Origin of the sequence: Mesorhizobium sp. M7A.F.Ca.MR.148.00.0.0 (assembly GCF_003997735.1) — a bacterium.
Classification (GTDB): domain Bacteria; phylum Pseudomonadota; class Alphaproteobacteria; order Rhizobiales; family Rhizobiaceae; genus Mesorhizobium.
The window spans coordinates 1-6,434 of the sequence record NZ_RZTB01000160.1; the positions used below are offsets into that span (position 1 = coordinate 1).

2 protein-coding genes and 1 pseudogene are annotated in these 6,434 nt (G+C 57.6%); all 3 read left to right on the plus strand.

The window, feature by feature from the left end; genetic code table 11:
* The first annotated feature begins 1,710 nt into the window (after window positions 1–1,710).
* The 3 genes and pseudogenes from EOB49_RS30990 to EOB49_RS31000 all read left to right on the plus strand — a co-directional run bounded on the left by EOB49_RS30990 (window position 1,711) and on the right by EOB49_RS31000 (window position 6,309).
* On the plus strand, window positions 1,711–3,597 hold the full coding sequence (locus EOB49_RS30990; RefSeq protein ID WP_127383215.1) for an IucA/IucC family protein: 1,887 nt from the start codon (window positions 1,711–1,713) through the stop codon (window positions 3,595–3,597).
* A gap of 348 nt (window positions 3,598–3,945) precedes the next feature.
* Window positions 3,946–5,169 carry an acetyl-CoA carboxylase biotin carboxylase subunit family protein gene (locus EOB49_RS30995; RefSeq protein WP_127383216.1) on the plus strand — a complete coding sequence of 408 codons (1,224 nt, stop codon included), beginning with the start codon at window positions 3,946–3,948 and terminating at the stop codon, window positions 5,167–5,169.
* Window positions 5,170–5,614: 445 nt separating this feature from the next.
* A pseudogene (locus EOB49_RS31000) lies at window positions 5,615–6,309 on the plus strand (hypothetical protein).
* The last annotated feature ends 125 nt before the right edge of the window (window positions 6,310–6,434 follow it).

Consider the following 6,434-nt stretch of genomic DNA (forward strand, 5'->3'; position numbering starts at 1 on the left):
ATAGCGGCGATCTCCTTGTTCATAGAAGCGAATTCCTTCGAATTGGCAGCCTGTAGCACTCGGCGCGGGCGGCGTTTTATATTGTGGAATTGGACAATTCAGTCCCGTATTACCATGCTATCAGCGTCAAATGGACGGCGCCGAGTGGCATTTCCAGAGCGCCCCCAAATAAACGCGGCATCATGATCTCATAAAAATGCGCGTTCCTGAGTTAAAGAATTACGATTCTTTGCAACAGTCTTGTTTCTTGCGATATCTGGCATATCAAATTCGCTGAGAGAGGGGGGCAACATTGCATAATGATGTTGCTGAAGTTACACACCTAAAGAAGGTTAAACGCCTTGACCGGGCGTTGTCGGTCGGCTTACCCAGCAGCGAGAAGTCGGGGAGGACTCCCTTGAGGGTAGGCCCATAGGTAGAGGTCCCAAGAGACGACTCGCTACCCTGATCCACCGGCTGGTCTTCGGATAACCGATCGTCCTGCATACGCGCCGCTTAAGCGTTGCTACGACAAGTTCGCCTGATCAGCTCGCCGGTGCCCGTTCGATCGGACGATCGGGTCTTGCTTGATTGGCCGGCCAGCACGCCGGATGAGGCCCTTGACCCGGCAGCATATCGGCAGGGCCGTCGAGCGCGTCGGCGTCACATAGTATCCGGATGTAATCGGTGTCGCATGCCTCGGGAGCTGGAGCCGGGCCTGGTTGAGCCTGTGCCAGCATCTGGATGGGACGAACCACCTTAATCTGCGGATAATATTCGTCTGTGGCGGGGATGCGAAAGCGGTTCTGATCGCGACTTCACGCGGGCAGCTCGCGTCCGCTGTCCCACGGCGTCGCCCCGTTGGAAATGGGGCCATGCATTCGGCCCGAGTTGCAGGCCGATCAGCCGGTGCCCGGAGGAAGTGCTTGAAGGCTTCCACACCGGAGATCTGTTCGCGACTCGGATATCTCCTGCATGGTAGAAAGGCCGACCATCGGCTCAATGCCATTTGTGGCGTCGCGCATGGATCCTGGAACATCAGTCCCATTTGTTTTACCTCAGGCGCGAGTAAACGATCGCGATCGCGTGGCACTGCTCTATTAGGTAAGGGCAAAAGCGCTGGGGCAGGCACCGCTTACGACTGCGCGGCAAGGATGGGAGTTCGGTTGGTGCTCAAGAAAACGCACGCAGCACATTTCAAGGGCACGGTCGAATGTCAGTCGTTCTTGTTGAGTCTCTCGATCACTTAGAATTCAGTTGGGGTGCTGTTTGCGTTTGTTCGCTCGCTCGGTGCATGTCCAGAGTGGCTGCCTCTGGCTAATTGCGCATTCAGTCCGAACCATTAGAGCGTTTTGTCCTAACTCGAAAGCCTAAATTTCCCCTGCCGGGTTCTTGTGACCGCCCTCGGCACCGCCGAAATGCACCAGCGCAAAAAAGCACGCGGGAACGGGGACAGTAGGCGATCGGCTGGTACTCGGCGGGGCGCCAGCCGCCGGGCACCGACGCGAATTGTCGGTTTTGTCGAGACCGTAACACGGTGCCGGGCGGCTGCGTTGCTGATGCACTCTAATTTAAACCTTTGAATCCTATGCAGAACATTATTTCCGGCGGTCCTTCTGCTCGGCCGGCACGACTTTTGAAGCTCCCTTGTAGCCAGGCAGCAGAAGCTGCCGGTCGCGGGTCGCAGAAAGCGCACCGCGTATTGCAGAGCACTTGGCCAGAGGAAGCCTAATGGACAAGAGAATGCCTTCCGCGGAAAATGAAACTCAGGTGCGCGAGGCGCAGCTTTGGGAGAATGCATCGCGCAATGCGCTCGACCGGTTGGTACGCTGCCTGTTCGCCGAGGGTTTTCTAGAACGAGATGGATTAATGCGGGCGCGCGATGGCCGCCAAGCCTGGCTTCCTCTTTGGGTGACACGCCAGGTCTTGCATTTCACCGACTTGCGTCGCGCACCTGCCGGAACAATGCAAAATCGGGGTTCCATCGAAGTGCTGGACGAAAGCGGCGCCCGGCACCGGATCGATGATCCATCCGGTCTCATAAGGCAGGTCGCGCCCGCCCTGGCGATTTCGCTTGCATCGGACGGCTTGGAGAATCTTTTGCACGACATCGACAACAGCGTGCGCAATGACGTCCTGGCGCGTCGCCACCGGGAGCACTGGAGCGCCGCGCTGCGTGCGAAAGTAGCGAAAGCAGGCGCGCAGGGATTTCTGGCCTATCTTGCTAAGAGCTTGCCGCCGCACTTGGCAGCCATGACTCTCGATCAGTGGGGCGCGTTGGAAGGTCACCCGATTTATCCGACATGGAAGGCCAAGCCCGGCCTTTCGCCCAAGGACGTGAGTACGTTGTCGCCTGAATTCGGTGCTCGTGTGCGCGTGCGCATCACAGGGATGCGCAAAGAATGGGTTCATGTGGAGAAAATGGCGCATGTCGGCAGCTATTCGGAATGGTTCTCAGAAAACTTTCCCGACCTTTGGCGCGACTGGGCCGAAGGTCTGAACGAACGTGGAAAATCGCCTGAGGACTGGCTTCCTCTGCCTGTCCACAGCTGGCACCTTGAGAATTTCGTGCGCCGTGTATTCGCGTCCGAGATTGCTTCCGGTGTTTTCGACCCGGATGGCCCGGAGATCCTTACGCTGCCGTCCATGTCCTTTCGCACGATGCTGCCGGACACACATGAACTGAGGCCCTTTATCAAGCTGCCGGTCGCGATCTGGATGACCAGCGCACAGCGCACTCTGCAGGCCAGGTCGATTTACATGGGGCCGCGTCTCAGCAACCTTATTTCCGAAATTCTGTCAAAAGAGAGGAATTTCCACGGGGGGCTGGAGATCTTCACTGAAGAGTTGGGCGCAATCTTGCATCACCCGGAGACGGGCGACGAGCATCCGGGCCGCTTTCTTTCCGTTATCTACCGCAACGCCAACGCTCTTGCACGCAAGGACGGACTTTTGCCAGTTACTGTGGCTGCATTGTTGACGGGAAGCCCGATGGATGGCCGTCCCCTCATTTGCGAATTGATCGCCAGGAACGGCGATGAAAGCGAGGGGACCGTATCTGCGTTTTTCCGGGTCTATGCGGGCACCGTCATCCGGCCAACACTCGGCATGTATCTTCTTTACGGAATTGCCTTCGAGGCGCATCAGCAAAATAGCACAATTCTGTTCGATGAAACCGGCCGCCCACAAAAACTGTTGATCCGTGATTTTGGAGATGGCTTCAGTTTTGCGCCCCTGTTCAAGGAACGCGGGCACCGCCTCAAGGTATTCCGTCGCAAGGGAGTCTCACCCACCACATTCGATGACGATATCAGTCTCGTGCGCTCATTGCTCATCGATGCCTGCTTTATCTGTCATCTTCATGAGGTCGCGCTGTGCCTCAATGAACAGTATCCACTGACGGGCACGAGCCTTTGGCGCATCCTTCGGGAAGAAACCGAGGCAGCTTTTGACGCGCTCAGGCCACGCATGTTATCTGACGCGTTCTGGCTTGAGGAACGCAAGGCTTTTCTCGAGCTTCCCTGGCCGACGCGCTCGGTGCTCCGGATGCATCTGGAGCGCTATCGCGATGATGCGGTCGAGCACGAGCTTCCCAACCCGTTGGCGGAAGCGGAATGACAAAAGCCTCTTCCGCGCTTCGCGGCTTCGGAGGTGTATGCTCGGCCTGGTTTCGTAAACGGCGCTTGTCGCGCCCTCCCTTGGCCAGGAGTTCCTCATGGGGGCGGATTCCCAAATCGGACTCTTTTGATCCGGTCCTTCCACTAATACTAGGAACCGTCGAGACGGACCTTGTCAAAACCGCGGTAACAAAACATCGTAACATAACCTTCAAAATGACTTCACAGAATCTTTACGACCGCAGATCGCTGTAAATAGTATCTTCACCCCAAGTCTGAGGCACAGCTAGAAAGCTGACGCCTGTTGACGTTCAGACCGCCACACAACACGCAAAGGAAGGTCCTGCAAATGGCAAGAAGAGCGCTCATCCTGGTTGAAGGTCATAGAGGTATTGGTCTGCGATACGTCCAAGCGGCCCAGCGTCTGGGCCTTCATCCAATTACCCTGTCGGCTGATCCAGCTCGGCACGGCTATCTTGCGGCGGAAAAGCTCGAGGCAATCCCTGTCGACACAGAGAATCTCGATGCGCTGATCCAGGTATGTTCTCGGCTGTCTGTGACGTATGACATTGCGGGGATTACTGGTTTCACGGACCTCGACGAGTCGCTCTATGCGACGATTGGCAAGCTCTGCCGGCATTTCGATTTACCGGGACCGAACCCCGCATCGATTGAACGATGCTGCAACAAATTCACTCAACGTCAACTCCTCGCGGAAGCGGGCATTCCAATACCTGCTTATCGCTTGGCAACGAATGCAGCGGACGTAGCAAGCTCTGCGGCGCAGATTGGTCTGCCCGTGATTCTTAAGCCAGCCGCAGGCAGCGGTAGCTGCGGTGTCCGATTGTGCCGTGACGTCGATGAGCTAACCGAACACACGAGCTATCTGATGGGCGGGACGCACACATGGGTGTCTTCCCCGAGGATACTGGTCGAAGAATTCGCTCAAGGCCCCTATTATGCCGTTCATATAATGGGAAATGAGGTCATTGGGATTGAAGCGGCTGCCTTCCACAACCCACCGCATTTCGTCTTCCGTGAGGGCACCTTCCCGGCCCCGCTGACCCATGACGAGTATAAACGCATCGCCGATGTTTCGCTGAGTTGCCTAGGAGCTCTCGGCCTTGCTTGGGGGCCAACGGCTATCGAACTCCGATGGACGAAGCGGGGTCCAATCGTTATTGAAGTCAACCCGCGTATTAGTGGCGGTCCTCAACCGGTTCAGCTGGCTTACGGTGTCGATCTCATCACCGAGCACATCAAACTTGTCATCGGCGACGAATGCAATTTGCGCAGAAGCCATTCGCACGTTTCGGCCTGGCGGTCCCTACTTCCTGATCGCGATGGCATCCTCGATTGGATTGGTGGTGACAATCGGGCGGCGGCTGTGCCAGGCGTCGCCGAGGTCAGCTTTTTTGTTAAACCCAAGACGCCGATCGTCAGGAAAGGCGATTACCGAGACTCCATGGGATGTGTCATCGCCGTTTCACCCAGCCTTGCTCAGACCGAGGAGATACTTCAGCGTGCGGTCGACTTAATCAGTTGGTCTATTACACCATTTCCGACCGAATAGGAACAATCAGCCCCCGCACTTCTCCGCACCAGCGCGGGTTCCCCGGGTAAAGTGTGATCGTTGCCGAACATTGGCGCAATTTACGCCGCGAGAGTGGCGTGGGTCGATGATCACACTTGGCAGCCCGTCGAAAACCCGATCAGGTTGATTTTGGCTGAGTTGAAAATCTTGTTACTCGCGATCTGCGGGCACAATCGCGAATGATGCGATTTCAAGACAGCGTCGGCTGGGAGGAGGACAATCTGGATTTCTTGCGCCGCTTGCTACCATATCACCACCGCATTCCCAACGCAGGCCGGCCGGGTATACCCTTGAATGCGCCTTGACCGAGAGACGCTCGGATCCGCGCGTACCGCAGCATGGACTAGCAGGATGTTGAAAAGGGCGCTCGCTCTTGGGCCGCGGTTGTGATTCATTTTCTCTGAAGGGATTCGGAGGATGAGTCGTGCGGGGCAGCGATAGTCGTACTGGCCAACTGTTCAGCTACGTGGATCTTGAGGCGCGGGTTCGGCAACACGCTCAGCTCCGCGCGATCCGGGGGATCGTGAACGACGCGCTGTCGGCGCTGGCGGAGGATTTCGCGGCGCTGTATTCGCCAATTGGGGCGATCCTCGGTCCCGCAATGTGGAAGCGGACTTCCACGGGCAGAAACGGTCCAACGAGACGCATGCTTCAACCACCGATCCTGACGCTAGGCTCTACGCAAGGGACGCGGCAAGGAAGCAAAGCTCTGCTTTATGGGGCATGAGCTGATGGAGAACCGCCATGGCCTTTTGCCGACGCCTGCCTGACATTCGCCGACCGGCATGCCGTACGGGTGGCGGCACTGCACAGGATTGAGCCTCGCGCGGACCGGCCACAGGCGATCACGCTCGGCGCGGACAAGGCCGACAACGCGGAGGACTTCGTCAATGAGCTGCGCTCGATGCGGGTGACGCCGCGCATGGGGCAAACATCAGCGGCCGCAGTTCCGCGATCGGCGGGCGCACGACGCGGCATGGCGGCTATGCCGTCGGCCAGCGCATCAGGCGCATCGAAGAGGCGTTCGGTTGGATCAAGGTTTTGGCCGACCAGCACAAGACCAGGTTCTGCAGCCGCGACCGTGTCGGAATGGGCCGTCACCTTCGGAGCCCCCGCTAAAATCTAGTGCGACGCCCAAGCTCGTAGCGGAGGCCGGCTGATGGCTAAGGTTCCCGACTTCGCCAAGGCCATTGACGGCCGCTGGCGCATGTCGAGATGGATGTTCGGGATAACGACTCTTCCTC

Bases quoted from the DNA above. Each gene is read 5' to 3' on its own strand.
- EOB49_RS30990 (WP_127383215.1), top strand. From the start codon at position 1,711: ATGGACAAGAGAATGCCTTCCGCGGAAAATGAAACTCAGGTGCGCGAG.
- EOB49_RS30995 (WP_127383216.1), top strand. From the start codon at position 3,946: ATGGCAAGAAGAGCGCTCATCCTGGTTGAAGGTCATAGAGGTATTGGT.